The organism is Psychrobacillus sp. NPDC096426, from assembly GCF_044762745.1.
In the GTDB taxonomy this organism is placed as follows: Bacteria; Bacillota; Bacilli; order Bacillales_A; family Planococcaceae; genus Psychrobacillus.
This window is the reverse complement of the sequence record NZ_JBIWEX010000001.1, coordinates 203,252-218,486: the sequence shown is the minus strand read 5'-3', so window position 1 is coordinate 218,486 and position 15,235 is coordinate 203,252. Positions and strand designations below refer to the sequence as shown.

Genomic DNA, 15,235 nt, shown 5'->3' with positions numbered 1-15,235 from the left:
ATGGTACCATGGATTTCACAATTCCAGAAGAAACTCAAGAAATTATCAATGCGTTAAAACAGTTTATCGAAAAGGTTGTTATCCCTCTCGAAGAAGAGAACCGCAATCTTTTATATAACGAGCGAAACTACTATTTGGAAGACGGTCGACGCCATCCGAAAGTAGAAGAGCTGCGAAAAGTTGTCCGAATGGAATCAGCTAGAGCGGGCTTCTACACGATGCTGGGAGATGAAGAGCTTGGTGGAGAGCAACTGGGTCCGATTACAGCGCTATTAGTCGCAGAAGCACTTAATAAACTTTACCCGAACCGTAAATTAATCGAACAGGTCATTATTCCATCTCCGTTTACAAATGGCTTGACTCCCGTATTACGTGGGATGAAGCCATCCTTGAAGGAAAAATATTTACCGAAAATTTCAAGTGGTGAAGATACGTTATGTTTCGGATTAACAGAGCCTGATGCGGGATCCGACGTCTGGGGTATCCGAACACGAGCAGTGCGCGATGGCGATGAATGGGTCATCAATGGGACAAAGCAATGGATTTCAAATGCACCTTATGCGAACTACTGTATGCTGTTTGCCATCACAAACCCAGAGCTACATGCACAACGAAAAGGTGGAATTTCTTGCTTTTTTGTCGAAACAAAATCGGAAGGATTTACAGTGGATTCTGTCATTGCCACAATGGGATCACTTGGAGGAGATGCAGCAATCCTCTCATTTGATAATTTGCGCGTACCGCACGAAAACGTCATTGGTGAGGTCGATAACGGATTTACAAAAGCAATCCATGGCATTAACAACGGACGCCTTGGCATGAGTGGAAAATGTATTGGTTCCGCACAATGGGCGCTCAAGAAAGCAGTGGAATACGCACAAATTCGTCAAACATTTGGCAAACCAATTGCCGAACACCAAATGATTCAAAATATGATTGCAGAATGTGCGATGGACATTTATGCGGCACGTAATATGGCGTTGCATTGCGCTTGGAAAATCGAAAATTCTAAAAAAACACCGGCTAAAGAAATTTCAATGGTAAAAGCTTTTTGTACAGAGATGATGGGCCGTGTTTATGATAAAGCCATTCAAATTCATGGTGGTATGGGTCTTTCCAATGAGTTGGAACTGGAAGCCGGATATCGAATGGCTCGCCTTTTACGCATTCCAGATGGTACATCCGAAATTCACCGTCGTACGATTGCGCGTAGCTTACTAAAAGGCGATTTAACATTTAGCTAATTATAAAAATTAGGGAGGCCTGAACACTATGGCACAAAATCAAACTACAACAGACAAAGCTGTATTAATTGAGAAAAAAGGGAAAATCGCATATATCATTTTAAACCGTCCCGAAAAATTAAACGCACTAAATAAAGAGTTATTTGATGACTTAGACGAAGCATTAGACCTATTGGAAAAAGATGAAAGCGTTAGCGTCTTAATTATTAAAGGGAATGGACGTGCTTTCAGCGTTGGATATGACGTATCCAAGTATAGTTCACCATCTGTCATTGAGGATAAAGATAATTTGGAAGCCTATACACGTCGCTGGATCCGAATTTGGGAATATCCAAAACCGATCATTGCGCAAGTTCATGGCTATGCCCTCGCAGGTGGTACGCAATTAGTCGCATGCTGCGATATTGTAGTGACTGATGAAGAGACTCAATTCGGCTTCCCTTCCTTGCCACTTGGTGGTGGATTTGTCGGCATTTACTGGGGATGGCATGTAGGACATCAGCGCGCCAAAATGCTTGATCTGACTGCCGGTAGCCGCATTACTGGAAGAGAGGCAGAACAATATGGCATCGCAGCAAAATGCGTGCCAGCCGATCAGCTGGAAGAAGAGGCATTAAACATCGCACGTGGCATTGCAAAAACGCCTCTAGATATTCTTAAGATTAAAAAACAAGCACATAATCGAATTATGGATTTACAAGGATTCCGTACGGGCATTAACTTTGGACCGGAACAAGACGCCATCATTCATACAGCGGATGGCATTAAGCTTGTGAGACAGAAAATTCAAGAACTTGGCTTAAAAGGTGCAATTCGATGGTTCAATGAACAAGATGTATAAGAAAAATCATGTTAAGTTAAGGGGATTAACAATGCGGTTCCAAGACAAAGTAGCCATTTTGACAGGTGGCTCAGGAGGTATAGGAGCGACAACGGCACAGATGCTCGCCAAAGAAGGTGCTAAAATTGCGATTTTCGATGTGCATGATTCGGCTTCAATCATTTCCTCATTACAAGAAGCTGACGTTGATGCAATCGCGGAAATCGTTGACATCACGAATGCCACTCAAGTGCAAGAAGCGGTCGCAAGGGTGCATGCCCATTTTGGTCGTATCGATATACTAATTAACTGCGCCGGGGTATTGAAGGACAATTTGATTCACCAGATGACGGAGAATGATTGGGATTTTGTCGTTGACGTGAACCTAAAGGGAAGCTATTTAATGTGCCAGGCAGTTCAACCTTATATGGTAGAAGCAGGAGCTGGGAACATTGTTTTAATCTCTTCTCAAGCAGCTATTGGAGCAGTAGGACGTGTCAATTATTCGGCTGCCAAAGCTGGCGTACAAGGCATCACACGAACATTGTCGATGGAACTCGGACCAAAAGGCATTCATGTAAACGCAATTGCTCCGGGCTTCATTGATACTGAAATGAGCCTTGTCTCTGCGAAATTTGCACCCAATCGGGGTATTGCTGATTTCCAAAAGGCAAAGGAAGCATTCGTACAAAGTAATCCAATACGCCGGACAGGAAAGCCAGAGGACGTTGCTTACGCAATTTTGTTCCTGGCATCGGAGCAAGCGAGCTATATTACAGGTCAGGTCCTATATGTCACAGGGGCACCTTAATTTTGAAAGGTAGGAGGATGTTCAATGAAAGTGCTTGGGATAAGTGGCACGCTTGTCGGGTCAAAAACACGCATACTTGTGGAGCATATATTACAGCAACTACAACAGCAATATCCGGAATGTAAAATAGAACTACTCGATCTAAAAGAGTATAAGTTAGAACTTTGTGATGGCAGGCCAACAGACCAATACAACGAGGATACACAAAAAGTGATTCTAAAAATTGAAGAAGCCGATGCGTTCTTAATCGGCACTACAATTTTGCATGGCTCCATACCAAGCGCACTTAAAAATTTGTTTGAATTAGTACCTGTATCAGCTTTTACTGATAAATTCACGGCATTTGCAGCAAATGGAGGCAACCCGTTACATTATTTAGCGATAGAAAATTATGTGAAGCCCATTGCGAGCTATTTGAAAATGTTGTCGTTACCCGAGTATGTGTTTGCTCTGTCATCGGACTTTGATGGGCAGAATCGGTTAGTTAAGGAGACAAAATTGAAGGAAGTTGATCAATTTGTCGAACACTACGCTTCCGTTCTGCAACAATTCTATAAAATAAAGGTGGGATCATGATGCAAGTAAAAAATAAAGAAGTATCAGAGCAGCTATTTAAAGAAGTGATGGGGAGCTACCCATCCGGTGTTACGGTCATTACAACAGTAGACCAAGAAAATAACCCTTTTGGCCTGACAGCCAATTCATTCATTTCGGTTTCTATCGATCCATTGCTTGTGCTTTGGTGTATTGATAAACGGGCGAATAGTTACTCGGCATTTGGTCCGTCCGATAAATTTGCAGTAAATATTCTGGCTGCAGAACAGGCGGAAGCGTGCTGGACATTTTCGAGTAAAAAGGAAGAGGATCGGTTCGGAAAACATGATTGGACACTGTCCGAAAACGGCTTGCCGATCCTTACAGGTTCCTTTGCTACCTTACAATGTAAAAAAGTCCAGGAAGTTGATGCGGGTGACCACTATATTTTAATTGGCGAAGTAATAGGTATTGAAAAGTCCGAACAAGATCCAATGCTATATTTTAGACGGAATGTGGGTGCAGTGCCGGCTGCGTTTGGTCAATTATGAACTTGTTCGGCGAGCCTGTGAGCAGCGCACAGGACACATACTGGGATGAAAAAATAGAGCAGCTACTGGCTAATGATGAGGAATTTCTGACGATTTACAAAAAATTTGTTTCGTCACCTTGGAAAAACGGTCGCTTAGAGCCGAAAGTTAAAGAACTCCTCAACATTGCCATTAGCGCTTCTCCCACCCATTTATACGAAGCGGCAACCCGGACCCATATCCAAAAAGCATTAGCGCTTGGAGCGACTGAAGAGGAAATCGCCGAGGTTCTGAAAGTTGTCAGCATTTTGGGCGTGCACACCTGTGCAGTAGGCATTCCAATCATGATGCAACATTTTAGGGATTCGGAGCAATTAATGGATATATCTAGCGAAATCGATGAACGCCAGCAAATAAAGGAACGCTTTATTGAAACGATGGGGTATTGGAATCAATTTAGAGATGATTTAATCCAGATGGATACCCCGTTTTTCCAACATTACTATGAGTTTCTAACCGAGCCGATGCGTCGCGGGATACTCGAGCCAAAAGTAATTGAGTTTATTTATATTGCAATTGATTCATCCACAACTCATTTATTTGAAAAGGGTATTGAAGTGCATATTAAAAATGCTCTCAAGTATGGAGCTACTCAGGGCGAGCTACTTGAAGTGTTTCAGCTCACCTCTGCCCTTGGATTCCATACGCTATTAATGGGCTTGCCGATTTTAAAGGAAGAAATACAGCGACAGAAAAAACTCAGCAAAGGGTGACCATCATGAGTACTATTTTTCAAGAAGAAGTTCTGGATATGAAAAGCAGTGTAAGGGACTTTATTGACAATAAAGTGGATTTATATGCAGATCAAATTGAACGGGAAGATAAAATTCCCGAAGAGATTATTGCATTAAGCAAGGAAATGGGATTGTTCGGGCTAAGTATCCCTGAGGAGTACGGTGGTCTTGGCTTGAATATGGTCGGTAAATGCAGCATTTACGAGGAACTCGGTCGAACTAGTAATGGTTATACGACCTTTATCGGTGCGCATACAGGAATTGGTTCTGTCGGCCTAGTTGAGCTTGCGAACGAAAATCAGAAACAGAGGTATCTTCCGAAAATGGCAACAGGCGAATATATCGGTGCCTTCGCCTTGACCGAGCCAAGCGCGGGGTCGGATGCAACTGCATTGCAAACGACAGCAATCCGCAAAGGCGATAAGTTCATCTTAAATGGGTCGAAACATTATATTACGAACGCTCCGGAGGCCCATGTATTCACGGTCATGGCTGTAACCGATAAATCGAAAGGCTCTAAAGGCATTACTTCCTTCATCATCGAAAAGGATTTTAAAGGCTTAGTGATAGGTAAACATGAAGAGAAAATGGGCTTGCGCGGTTCACATTCTGCTGAAGTGTTTTTCGAGGATTGTGAAGTACCTATTGAAAATGTACTGGGCGAAGAGGGCTTGGGCTATGTCAATGCCCTCAAAATTTTGACAAATGGCCGTGCTGGGCTTGCTGCCCGCAATTTAGGGTCTTGCCAAAAGTTACTTGAAATGTCAATTCAATATGCAAGCGAACGCAAGCAGTTTGGAAAGCCAATTTTAGAGCAGCAAATCATCCAACATTATTTGGCGGAAATGGCGCTAGACATCGAATCATTGCGTGCCATGACTTATCATGTGGCAAGTTTGGTCGATTCTGGTGCGAGGGTCATTAAGGAAGCAGCAATGGTGAAATTGTTCGGTTCGGAAGTATATAACCGAATTGCAGATAAAGCGGTTCAAATCCACGGTGGCATCGGCTATATTCGGGAGTATCCGATTGAGCGCTATTATCGTGATGCACGGATAACGAAAATTTATGAAGGTACTTCGGAAATCCAAAAAAACATAATTGCTTCACAGCTCATTAAAGAATACATCAAATAAGAAATTAAAATAGTAGATTGCAGATCGTGAGGAGGGTTAACGTGAGACTGCCTTTAGAAGGATACTGTGTAGTCGATTTATCTCGTACTTTAGCTGGTCCCTACACGACGATGATGCTAGCAGATATGGGAGCAGATGTTATTAAAGTAGAAGAGCCAAAATTTGGGGATGAGTCTAGAAGATTCACTCCCCCTACATGGAACGGGGAAAGCTGCTATTTCCTTTCGGCAAATCGCAATAAGCGAGGCATTACGGTGGACTTAAAATCGCCGGAAGGTGTGGAAATCATTAAACAACTTGTCAAAGATGCCGACGTGGTCATCGAAAATTTCCGGACCGGAACAATGGAGAAACTGGGATTAGGTTATGAAGTTTTGAAGGAAATCAACCCTAAGCTCGTCTTTTGCTCGATCTCTGGATTCGGTCGGACCGGACCTGATAAGAATAAGGCTGGGTATGATGTTTTATTGCAAGCAACTGGCGGTATGATGAGCATTACTGGAACCGAAGAGGAACCGGCAAAAGCTGGGATGTCGGTTGCAGATCTATCCACTGGAACATTTGCGGCCTTTTCAATTGTCAGTGCCATAATGGGCGTACAGCGTAACGGCGTTGGGCAATATTTGGATGTTAGTTTATTGGATTGTCAAGTTGCTCTGTTAAATCATATGGCAACAGGCTATATGGCAAATGGTACATATCCAAAACGATTGGGCACCGCACACAGCTCACTCGTTCCATATCAAGCATTTAAAGCAAAAGATGCGGATGTCGTAGTAGCGGTAGCAAATGACGGACTGTGGAAAAAGTTTTGTACTGCACTAGAGTGGCAAGACTTAACAGAAGATGAGCAGTTTGCTTTAAACTATGATCGGGTCCAGCGACGAGATGAATTGGAGCATATAATCGGTGAACGATTTTCTCAGTTGGACAGCTCTTATATTATAGAACAGCTGGAATCATTTGGAGTGCCAAGCGGCAAGATTCAAAACATCGAAGAAGTAATGACTAGTCCTCAAGTCATCGCAAGAGAAATGATGTTAGATATAGAGCATCCAAGCGTTCCTAATTTAAAAGTGCCAGCTTTTCCAGTAAAGTTTTCCGCTACTCCTCCTACTGTACGTTATGCTCCGCCTTTATTGGGAGAACACACAAATGAAGTTTTACAAGGGCTTGGCTATACGGAGGAAGCGATTGAAAGGTTGCGTTCGCAAGCAATCATATAACCTTTCTCTTTCTTTCGATTATTTAGTTCAGAATTGATGAATGAATATGACATCAATCGACTGATATCGAAAAATTTGAAAATCCTTGTACAATCTTACTGATCGTACAAGGATTTTCTATTATTGAGGAAACATATTAGGTCTATGAGATGGTGAAAATGGCTAAAATAAAACCGTTCAAAACTAGATAACATGTAGAAAAAACCTTGGAATTTAAGGGCTAAAATGTTCTTAAAAACGTCCTCATGGGATGTAACGAAATATAGGGAATTTTCTTATATTATAAGCCTTCTACTCTTGTTCAAGAATACGAGCGGTTTAGCCTCAACCGGAACATAAATGAATGTTTTAATTATTGCATGAGTAAAAGTTTTTTTGAAATAAAAGTGGGCATATTTGAACAGAAAAATCGTTGCAATAAACTTCCAATTACAAAAAAATGTTTTTTGTTTTGACCAAGAAAAAAGGAATATTCGATGTTTCAATCAAAACTGAGATATTGAAACCGAAATACCAAATTACAAAAGGAATGTCTGTTGAAAAAGCATTAGACATGATTTCTCAACAAATGAAATTAAATGGCTATCGTGAGAGAACATTGAAAGATTACAATTTAATTTTCAATCAATTCATTAAACAACTAGCATTAAATTTATTGAGGAAATAAAAGTAGACCATTTATCAATTGTTGGAAAGCATGAATGTTTCTGCTTCGACCAAGAGCACTAGATTAAAATGTTTGAAAGCAGTGTTGGGAAAATGTCATAACAACGGTTGGCTTCAATCTAAATTTTGGTTAACAGTTCAAAATCAAAGTTGATAAAAAAGTTAAACCAGGCACGATGCAAAACGATTTAAACGTATTGCTATCGCTATTGACACTTCAACATTTATAGGTTTACGAGATGCTGTGCAATTTTACTCTTTATAAAACTGGAGTACGAATAAACACATTAGGACAAATTAGAGAAAGTCACATTGGTTTAACTAATGGTATGTTAAATCTTAATGGTGACATAATGAAAAATCATGAATTTTTAAAGTTGCCATTAGATGAACAACTCATTGGATTGTATAAAGTGCTGATTGAACAAAACGAAAAAATACGCTCTTACTATTAACAGGAGTATGATTTCTTGTTTATAACTCAACGAGGAACCACCATTAATACCAGTTCAACCAATAATGCTATTTCAAAACAATTAAGCAAATATTCCAAGCGGTATGATTTACCCAATATCAACGCTCACGCCATTAGGAGAGCATATGCCAAGAGTTTATATGATAAGGGTGCTAATATTGCTTTAATCTCTAAAGCATTGCGATACTCGAATTTGGCGGTAACTACCCAATACTTGGATATTGATGCTGAAGAAGTAGCAGATTCATTGAGGGACTATTTATAATTCGCAAGAATGGTAGTGGTAAATTGTTGATTGCGACCTTTGTTTTGCTATTCGGACAAAAAAACCACCAACTGATGTCAACTAATAGGATTTGTTGGAAAAATGGGATTATTACCAAAAGAGGGAATTTAGATGAAAAAGAAAACAATTTCGGCATTACTTTCACAAAAGAAGGAGAGAATAATGTCAATGTTGATGTTTTAGAAGAAAATGTGGAAGCTGTTAAAGAATATGCAACTTAACATGGTTACAAACTCAAAAGCGAATCAACCATTAATGCATTGGAAAAACAATATGAACAAACTAAAGCCAAAAACTATCAATCATTCTTCCTGGCACAAAATTAAAACTTAAAAATTTTGGCGTTGAATTTAAATTACGAGTACATAGCCAACGATGGAATCACAAGGACAATTACAACCTAACGAAAACTGAAAATGATTTCTGGTATTTGGTACTGTTCGGAAAATTGCTCTGTTGAGGAAGTACAATCATATTTTGATAGATTGGCTGGGCTCTTTAATTGGGTCATTTATTGCAATAGGATTGTATAAGGGAAGTAGCAATGTCATAAATAAAAAAGAAAGTTTACAACTAAAAACTGATACTTTAAAAGAATTTAAGATAATCGAGGTTGTTTTAATTCATGTATAAAAAATGAGCTAGCAAAAATTATTAGTGAATTAAGTAAAGAAATACCACATAAAAGTGCTATTACCATACATACTGATCTGTTTGACAATTTAAGATATTTGGTCGAAAAGATAGAACTTAAAAATCTGACTCATGAAAATGATGTTTTTTCAGATGGGGTTTCATTTTTAGAAGATTACCATAGTTTAAAGTCTTTACTGATTGATTTAACAGATCATTTAGTTGAACTTAGAGAGATGAGGAAAGTAGTTTATCTTTAAGAAATAGTTTTAGAGGTATTTGTCAAAGAATCTCATTTACTTAAGCTAAGTTAAAAGCTAGCTTTAAATAATTCTACCGGGCACTAAGTGACACTACATGAAATTCTAGATTCATCGTTATTTATTCCATATCATTAGGTTATTTTACTTGCTTTGATAATATATATGGAAATAGAAAAGCTGAAATAAAAAAGGTAGCGACACATCACCGCTACCTCAATCATCATTCACAATCCGAACGGTTCTTTTCTCATAATGTACTGAATTGATTTAATATTGTTTGTAAGTGATAAGTAAATCCACCTCTGTAATTTCCTTCTAAGCTGTTATATAGATTTGTTGTTCTAATTCTTTGACAGCTTATGTTGTTTTCCACCAAAGCTTTTTACGATTTCCATTAGAGAACCATTGTATCAAAAGGTTGTAATTTTAGCACTTCTATTTTTTCGATGTAACTTTCCCTTCTGCTCTATTTATGTTTGAAGCGATGTAATTGAATACGATTGCAACACTTACCTTCTTAATTAACCATTTTGTTCATACTTTCCCAAAAATGGCTTCGCAAATGCGCCTTTTGTATTTTGCCTGAACCTGTTTTAGGTAGTTCTTTTACAAAACTGACAGAGGTTGGGGCTTTATAGTGAGCGAGCCGTTCTCTTGCAAAAGCAATGATTTCCTCTTCCGTTACCGTTTCTCTATCACGGACAACCACAACGGCATGCGGGGTCTCTCCCCATTTTTCATGAGGGATAGAGATCACTGCTGCTTCTACTACCGCTGGATGCTCGTACAGGATATTTTCCACCTCAATGGACGAAATATTTTCTCCACCGCTGATAATAACATCTTTTTTCCTGTCGACAATTTCGATATTACCATCACTGTCGACGGCTCCCATATCTCCGGTATGAAACCAACCATTCTTGATGACTTCTTTTGTCGCCTTTTCATTTTTCCAATAGCCTTCCATCACACCGTTGCTTCTGATTACAAGTTCTCCGATTTCCTGACCGTTAGGCGCCACATCTTCCCCATTTTCATTGACCACTTTCACTTCGGTTAAGCTCATTTGATAGCCGGCCTTTGATTTCATCCGGTATCGTACTTCTTTAGGCTCATCCAAATGTTGGGCGCGAATAATGGATGTTAGAGTCAGCGGGGACGTTTCTGTCATTCCATAAATCTGAATGAATTCCCAGCCCATTTCATCCTCTACTTTTGATATGAACGTAATAGGTGGTGCGGAACCTCCAATGACAACCCTCACATTTTGACTTTGACTAATATTCGGTTTATTTTCATCGTAATATTGGAGCAGTGAATTCAGTACAGTAGGGGCCATGTGCATAATCGTCACGCCATGCTTTTGCAGCTTCTCAAAAATAATATCGGGACGGGTTTTTCTTAACATGACCTGGGTAGTACCGTTGCCTGTGTAATAAAATATCGAGCCCCAACCATTGACGTGAAACATTGGCAACACATGAAGCAGCACGTCCTGATCACTTACACGTAAATGATGCATCACTTGAAGGGCTTGAATGTAATTGTTGCGGTGAGTGAGCATAACGCCTTTTGGATCTCCTGTCGTGCCGCTTGTGTAAAGCAGACTGGCCAAATCTCTTTCGTCCATTTCTGCACGGTCAAACGGCTTTGCCGGAAATTGGGCCAGCCACTTATCGTAGTCAAGATCGTCTTCTTCAAATTTGATGTTGCCGCCGCCGTGGACAATGATCTTTTCAACATGTAACTGATCTCTGACCGGGTCGATAAGATCGTACAATTCATAGTCCACAAATAACACTTTGGTTTCACTATGGTTTAAAATAAACAAATAATCATTCGGTTTCAACCGTATATTTAGTGGGACGGTAATGGCTCCCAATTGAAATGCTCCGTAGAACCCTTCTAACATTTCCAACGTATTCGGTGCCAAGATAGCAACCCGGTCACCTTTTTCGACCCCCAGTTCTTTCAGCCCATGGGAAAGCCTGTTTACTCTTTCATTCAGTTCGAAATAAGTGACAACCTTTTCGTCATCAATGACTGCCGTCTTATCTCCATATAGCTTAACGGCTCGATCTAAAAAATCTGTCAATAGTAACGGTACATACACGTTAACCCCTCCTATAAAACTAATTTTAAGATATGTTATCTTATATTTTATTATCCGAAAAAATTTCCATACGCTGAATTTACAGTAGCGTACGCAATTTAAATTAGCTGTGGCTGGAATCCTATAGATAAGGGTCGATTTCGTTTGCAGGGCCATCGCTCTGGTTTTTTTATTACTACTAATTTGGGCTTGGTTAGGAATAGCCCATTCCCACTACGCGACTTCTTCTTCTTTTGCATGAACCTTCCGCATGAACGAGTTCACGTCTGCAGGCACTTTTCCATCCAGTTTTGATACGATATAAACGGATAAGAAGCCGATAGGGACAGTAATGATGCCAGGGACTCTAAATTGCAACGCTTCCGGCAGAACGGATGAGAAAAAGATCATGAACAAGGATGCTAAAAGGCCCATAACCAGGCCAGCAATGGCTCCTTTTTCAGTGATGCCACGCCACCATATGCCAAGTATAAAAATGGGTGCAAATGTGCTTGCCCCGACGGTAAAAGCAAGGGCAACAAGGTGGCCGATAGAAGCACCTTTCACCATTAAACCAAGGATTCCGTAGAGCACTCCAAGAAATACAATTGCCCATTTTCCGGCAACAACACGTTGTTTTTCAGTTAATTCTTTCTTTGAAAACTTTGCATACAAGTCATGGGCGATTGCTCCCGAGCTGGCAATAAACAGTCCTGACAAGTTTGAGAAAATTGCCGCAAATGCGCCCGCAATAACTAATCCTAGAAGCCATTGGCCCCCAAGCGCCGTTGCAATGGACGGAACCACCATATTATCGCCGCCGCTAACCAAGTTCTTCATAACCTCAGAACTTGCATTCCCTTCCAAAAAGATTGCCCGGCCAACAACACCAAGGTACACGGCAAGCCCAAAGAATAAACTGGCGATGCCAATCGACATAACTGCAGACTTACGCGCGGCTTTGGCATTTGGATTTGTATAAAAACGCAATAAAATATGAGGCAACCCGATTACTCCCAGTGCGAGCCCGATCACCATGGAAATGCTGTGCCAAAAGTTTGGATTAAATAACCCAGATTTGTACCATGTTTCCCCGTTAAAAACAATATCTGTTCCGTCTTTTGTAAAGGCGCCTGTGTTCATGATTGTTCCGCTGAAGTCACTGATAACTGACAAAATCTTATGATAATGGAAACCACCATAAATGGCAGCCGCAACCATAACGATAAAAGCGCCCAATCGAATCCAAAGCTCCAAAGCTTGATTTATTGTCGTTCCTTTCATTCCGCCGACCCCGACATAGAAAATCATTACAACACTTGTAAATAAAATTCCAAGTTCATACGACGTCCCGAAAAACATGCTTAAAATGGATGCTGCTCCAAGCAACTGCGGTGCAGCATAAAAACCTGAAATAGCCAAAACAACGACTACTGCGATAATCCTAGCTCGTTTACTATGAAAACGATACGCGACAAAATCGGCTACGGTATACGCTCCCAAACGGCGCAATGGGCCGGCAACAAATAGTGCTAAAAGTGTTAATCCGATTGAAAAGCCAAATGTATAAAAGGCTCCGTCATAGCCAATGGAGAAGGTGAGACCTGCGAGCCCGAGAAATGTGGCAGCGCTCAGGTAGTCTCCAGCAATCGCTGAACCATTTGTAAACCATCCGAATTGACGGCCACCAACGAAAAAGTCGCTTGCACTTTCATTCCTTTTTGATAAATAGGTAATATAGACAATGGTTCCTAACAGCAAAATGGTAAAAAGATATTTTGGATCAAGAAATATTTGCATCGTATACAACAGTCTCCTTCTCTTCTTCTTTTCTAGATGAAGGCGTGATTGTCTGAACTTTCTTTTCCCATCTCTCATAGAGCTTCGTATGAACAAATGCAATGATAAAAGCCATGACCATGGCAACTATCGTTGTTAAAAACCAACTGGCGGACATTCCGCCGAACACTTTGGCGAATGCCCAATCCGGTTTAAACCAGTTCATCACCGGAACCGAAAATACAAAAAGAAAATAAATAATGGTTAATGATAATCCGGTTCGAAATTCGGACCTAAGAATATACCTTGTTTCCTCATCCAACTTTTGCAGCTTTTTGATGTCAATAGTTTCACAGGGCTCATCTGTCATGACAAATTCTTTTTCTTTCAATTAGATTAACTCCCTTTGTATTTTGTATTTGTGCCGGATCATCCAGTCAAAACACGCGAGGTAGCCGGCTTTTTGCTTTTCTTTAACCCCACGAAATTCTTTCACAGTAAGTTTAATATGATGCCGGAAGACCGAAACTCAATTGATAAACCATTTCATCATTGATCGCTTTTTTGTTGGAAAATAATTATAAAATGTTCCTTTGCGCCACACCTGCCTTCAAAGTAATTTCAATGATGGAAGTGTCAAAATAACCTTTTCCCCAAAAATCTCCTCTGCTGTGTCCAATTATTTTTGTCTTTTCTTCATCCCTTTCTTGGTTAACTAATTTGTGCCTCTTGGTGTTTATGAGATATGAGTCACTTCTCAATTTTGATTATACTAAATTTTCTGAAAGTTTCAACATGTTTTTTTCCGAATATGTGTCCACCGTTTGTGGACAGATAATTTCATAAGCACTTCAGATTTTAGGGTTCTCCTAAGTCGACTATTTTTCTGTTTTTAAAAGCATGCCATCCCCTTTAAAGCCTGGTATAAAAAAGGATTTAACGGATGGATAGTGGGCGTTTTTTTATGACGAAAAAGAAATCTGTTATGACTGTTAAAACGGACTTATCGGTTATTTTCACGGATGGGCAAGCGAAGGCTGGAAACAAGTCGATACCGGCGAAGAAGGGCGTTATTAGTATTAATGAATCGTTAGGAGTCGTTCTAAAGCAGATGAAGGCGACGGGCATTGTCCACTAATTTAGATTGAATTGTAGTTTTTTAGTTATCCGTATATCACTAGTTTTTGACTGGATATATGATTTTCAGCGGAATGCTATCGGAAAGAACGATAATATTCAGAGGGTTCGATTTACAATATTAAATGCATTAGATAGAAGGAAACCGAAATAGCCATCGAACTAGCACGAACCGAAAAGCGTTGTTTCCAATTTCCAATTATGCACGATTTCACGCATTTTTGACTTACGTACGGAATTATTCACCATCTCACCAGGTAATCGATAATAAGCCGAATATTATCGAAGAACTCCTCGGTACATACTTCGTAAAATAAGTAAATAATGCCGTTACATGTGGAATTTAGTAAAAAACGTATTGACGTTATTCTTCAGTGGGTGCTATAATAAATGAGTCGGTTCGATGACTAGTCCTTGACCTCATCACTTCACGTATAAATTAGCGTGATAATCCGCATCAAGTCTCAGTAGCTCAGCTGGATAGAGCAACGCCCTTCTAAGGCGTCGGTCGGGAGTTCGAATCTCTCCTGGGACGTACAGTTTTACAGTCTCAATCCTTGATATTACAGGATTTTGGGCAGATAAGGGATACTAACGCAGAGTAGAACACTGTGGGAGTATCCTTTTTTTATCCCTACAATATCCCTCTGCAAATGTTCTACTACCTCTAACTTATTTTCAGTGGAGGAGACAGTATGACAAAGAAAAAAGGTATCTTTGAAGTAGATGCAGACTGGACTACCCTAAAATAGTGAGACAATATAAAACACCTTCGGTAATGGTACACTTAAAACAAGTACTTAAATCGG

General features: G+C 40.1%; 14 protein-coding genes and 1 tRNA gene. 12 read left to right on the top strand and 3 right to left on the bottom strand.

The features are described from left to right. Positions 1-8: 8 nt before the first annotated feature. The 10 genes from ACIQYS_RS01080 (at position 9) to ACIQYS_RS01035 (ending at position 8,743) form a co-directional block, all read left to right on the top strand. On the top strand, positions 9-1,244 hold the full coding sequence (locus tag ACIQYS_RS01080; RefSeq protein ID WP_402973562.1) for an acyl-CoA dehydrogenase family protein: 1,236 nt from the start codon (positions 9-11) through the stop codon (positions 1,242-1,244). A 28-nt stretch (positions 1,245-1,272) separates the two neighbouring features. After that, a complete protein-coding gene (locus ACIQYS_RS01075; protein WP_402973560.1) occupies positions 1,273-2,085 on the top strand; it encodes an enoyl-CoA hydratase-related protein in 813 nt (270 codons plus the stop codon). Positions 2,086-2,116: 31 nt separating this feature from the next. Next, on the top strand, positions 2,117-2,875 hold the full coding sequence (locus ACIQYS_RS01070) for an SDR family NAD(P)-dependent oxidoreductase (protein WP_402973557.1): 759 nt from the start codon (positions 2,117-2,119) through the stop codon (positions 2,873-2,875). A 24-nt stretch (positions 2,876-2,899) separates the two neighbouring features. Continuing rightward, positions 2,900-3,451, top strand: coding sequence for an NADPH-dependent FMN reductase (locus tag ACIQYS_RS01065; RefSeq protein ID WP_402973554.1), 552 nt, complete (start codon positions 2,900-2,902; stop codon positions 3,449-3,451). Then, on the top strand, positions 3,451-3,960 hold the full coding sequence (locus tag ACIQYS_RS01060) for a flavin reductase family protein (protein ID WP_402973552.1): 510 nt from the start codon (positions 3,451-3,453) through the stop codon (positions 3,958-3,960). The genes ACIQYS_RS01065 and ACIQYS_RS01060 overlap by 1 nt, the downstream gene beginning before the upstream one ends. Next, positions 3,957-4,712 carry a carboxymuconolactone decarboxylase family protein gene (locus tag ACIQYS_RS01055; protein WP_402973549.1) on the top strand — a complete coding sequence of 252 codons (756 nt, stop codon included), beginning with the start codon at positions 3,957-3,959 and terminating at the stop codon, positions 4,710-4,712. The genes ACIQYS_RS01060 and ACIQYS_RS01055 overlap by 4 nt, the downstream gene beginning before the upstream one ends. Before the next feature lie 5 nt (positions 4,713-4,717). After that, positions 4,718-5,869 carry an acyl-CoA dehydrogenase family protein gene (locus tag ACIQYS_RS01050; RefSeq protein ID WP_402973546.1) on the top strand — a complete coding sequence of 384 codons (1,152 nt, stop codon included), beginning with the start codon at positions 4,718-4,720 and terminating at the stop codon, positions 5,867-5,869. A gap of 41 nt (positions 5,870-5,910) precedes the next feature. Next, positions 5,911-7,095 carry a CaiB/BaiF CoA transferase family protein gene (locus tag ACIQYS_RS01045; RefSeq protein WP_402973543.1) on the top strand — a complete coding sequence of 395 codons (1,185 nt, stop codon included), beginning with the start codon at positions 5,911-5,913 and terminating at the stop codon, positions 7,093-7,095. 1,136 nt (positions 7,096-8,231) lie between these two features. After that, a complete protein-coding gene (locus ACIQYS_RS01040; RefSeq protein WP_402973541.1) occupies positions 8,232-8,501 on the top strand; it encodes a tyrosine-type recombinase/integrase in 270 nt (89 codons plus the stop codon). Positions 8,502-8,527: 26 nt separating this feature from the next. Next, positions 8,528-8,743 (top strand): hypothetical protein, encoded by a 216-nt coding sequence (locus tag ACIQYS_RS01035; protein ID WP_402973538.1) that lies wholly within the window; start codon positions 8,528-8,530, stop codon positions 8,741-8,743. A 1,192-nt stretch (positions 8,744-9,935) separates the two neighbouring features. Here the strand turns inward: ACIQYS_RS01035 and ACIQYS_RS01030 are convergent. The 3 genes from ACIQYS_RS01030 to ACIQYS_RS01020 all read right to left on the bottom strand — a co-directional run bounded on the left by ACIQYS_RS01030 (position 9,936) and on the right by ACIQYS_RS01020 (position 13,680). After that, positions 9,936-11,531, bottom strand: coding sequence for a long-chain-fatty-acid--CoA ligase (locus tag ACIQYS_RS01030; protein ID WP_402973535.1), 1,596 nt, complete (start codon positions 11,529-11,531; stop codon positions 9,936-9,938). Between the two features lie 213 nt (positions 11,532-11,744). After that, positions 11,745-13,310 (bottom strand): sodium/solute symporter, encoded by a 1,566-nt coding sequence (locus ACIQYS_RS01025; protein ID WP_402973532.1) that lies wholly within the window; start codon positions 13,308-13,310, stop codon positions 11,745-11,747. Further along, a complete protein-coding gene (locus ACIQYS_RS01020) occupies positions 13,294-13,680 on the bottom strand; it encodes a DUF485 domain-containing protein (RefSeq protein WP_402973529.1) in 387 nt (128 codons plus the stop codon). Before ACIQYS_RS01020 ends, ACIQYS_RS01025 begins: the two co-directional genes overlap by 17 nt. A 573-nt stretch (positions 13,681-14,253) precedes the next feature. Here ACIQYS_RS01020 and ACIQYS_RS01015 point away from each other — a divergent pair. Both ACIQYS_RS01015 and ACIQYS_RS01010 read left to right on the top strand, forming a co-directional pair. After that, positions 14,254-14,427 carry a hypothetical protein gene (locus tag ACIQYS_RS01015; protein WP_402973526.1) on the top strand — a complete coding sequence of 58 codons (174 nt, stop codon included), beginning with the start codon at positions 14,254-14,256 and terminating at the stop codon, positions 14,425-14,427. Between the two features lie 460 nt (positions 14,428-14,887). Further along, a tRNA-Arg gene (locus ACIQYS_RS01010) sits at positions 14,888-14,961 on the top strand. Positions 14,962-15,235: the final 274 nt, after the last annotated feature.